The organism is Bifidobacterium phasiani, from assembly GCF_019331775.1.
GTDB lineage: Bacteria > Actinomycetota > Actinomycetes > Actinomycetales > Bifidobacteriaceae > Bifidobacterium > Bifidobacterium phasiani.
In genome coordinates this window covers 1-2,141 of sequence record NZ_JAHBBD010000045.1, presented here as the reverse complement: position 1 = coordinate 2,141, position 2,141 = coordinate 1, and the positions used below count along the sequence as shown (strand labels likewise).

General features: G+C 65.7%; 1 protein-coding gene. It reads left to right on the top strand.

The annotated features are described in order from the left end of the window. The first annotated feature begins 777 nt into the window (after nt 1–777). Nucleotides 778–1,704, top strand: coding sequence for an aminoglycoside 3'-phosphotransferase (locus KIH73_RS10690; RefSeq protein WP_219083354.1), 927 nt, complete (start codon nt 778–780; stop codon nt 1,702–1,704). Nucleotides 1,705–2,141 lie beyond the last annotated feature (437 nt).

The window sequence follows — 2,141 nt, the reverse complement described above, 5'->3', positions numbered from 1 at the left end:
AAAAACCCCGGAAACAAGCCACTCCACCGGCGTGTCGCACACCACCAAAAACACGACACAACCAACCCCACCACCACCAAACCACCACCACAAACCACACCACCACGGCGTGTCACCAACCAACACCGCCAACCACAGCCACACAACACGACACCCAGGCCGACGCGCAGGACCGGACGACCAGGCGTTCCGTAATCGGCGGTCGGCACAATCGTCGACTCCGACACGCAGCGTATGAGAGACGGCGCCGCCGATGGACCAGGCCGCCCGGCATCACCGCAGGCGGGCGATCCGGGGACAATCAGTCCCACCGAAGACGTCTGACAGTACACCGCCCGATCGTCGCCACACGCGCCCCGGTCCAGGCTGTGCGGCGCCTGGCGTCCGACCGGCCTTGCCCCGGCGCCCTACGGCGGTGCGCGACGCCGGGCCGGCGGTTCAGGCCGCCTTTCCGCTGAAAGGGGTACAAACCGCCGGCGCCAATCACCCGTCATCGTCACGAACCGCCACGCGCCAGGCAACGCCGACGACGGATACACCAGCGCCGCGTCCAGGCCGGTCGGCGCCCGTCCTCCCCGCATGCAACCGTAACCGGTCCCGGGCGCGGCCAGCCCGTCAAATCCACCGCGTCTGCTGCGATCAGGCCGTCTCATGGCATGTCCCGCGATACGCCGCCCGGTCCACCTCGTCGACATATGTGCAGCCCTCCCGGGCCGGAGACTCCATGCGGAACACATGGCTGATAGCCGGGCGTGGAGCCCCGCGGGGACGGAACCGATGTCGCCGATCGACGGCCGCGGACCACCGGATGCCGACGAATGCGGCCTGGGGCCGGTCACGGCGCAGTGCGGCCAGGCCGGCCATGCGCGGCCTCGCCCCGCTGCGCCTAGACTGGTGGCCATGGAACGGACTTATCTCGGCACCGCCGAACCGTTGATGGAGCAGGGCGTTCTTCCCGATTGGCTCGACGATGTCTTCGCCGGATGCGCCGTGTACGACAGCAGCAGTTCGCCGCAGGCACGCGTCGTGCTGCTCGATGCGGACGGCGGATATTATCTGAAGCGCTCCGCGCCCGGAACGCTGGAGCGCGAGGCGGCGATGGACCGATACTTCCACGACGCGGGGCTGGCGCCCGAGGTAATCGCGTATCACGGCGACGACGCCGACGACTGGTTGCTCACGCGCAGGGCGCCCGGCGAGGATTGCTGTTCGCGGCGGTACCTGGACGAACCGGAGCGGCTGTGCGACCTGCTGGCCAGACTGCTGACCGAGCTGCATGCGCATGACCATGACGGCTGTCCCGTCACCGACCATACGGCACGCTATCTGGCCCGTGCGGAGGCGAATCGTCGGATGGGCGCATGCGACGCGTCGTTCTACACGCGATGGTACGGCGACGCCTCACCCGACGACATCTGGTCGGTCGTGGAGCGGCACAGCGATGCGTTGATGACGGATACGCTGCTGCACGGCGACTATTGTCTGCCGAATGTCGTGCTCGACGATTGGCGGTTCAGCGGGTTCATCGATCTGGATAGCGCAGGCGTCGGCGATCGTCACGTCGACGTGTTCTGGGCATTGTGGACGCTTGAGTACAATCTGCATACCGATCGTTTCCGGCGACGCTTCATCGACGCCTATGGGCGCGATTGCATCGACGACGATATGGTGCGGGTCGTCGCGGCGATGGAATGCTTCGGCTGATCGGGGCCGGCAGAACGGACGGTCCAGACCCGCATGACGACGGCCGGCTGGAGAACGGCCTGATCCCGACACGACGGACGGGATGATTCAGACCGGCGTACACGGCAATGAAGCCATCGAAGTCATATGCCGATCGATGTATCCGATAACGAATCTTATGTGCGGTTTGTGGGAACCTGGCGCCTTGCGTGAGGCATCTTTTGGGTGGTGTTGTCCCGTCGTGTTGTCGGGTCGCCTGTGGTGTCGTGTGTGGGTTGTGTCGTGTCGTTGTGGCGGGTGGTGTCGGTTGCGTGTCGGTGGCTGTAAAGAAAAAGAAATGAGGGAGGGGAGGCACCGTGGTGGTGTCTCCCCTCCCTTGGAAGTGTGATGCGGCGGCGTGCTACTCTCCCACACCCCATCGGGTGCAGTACCATCGCCGTGCCAGGCCTTAGCTTCCG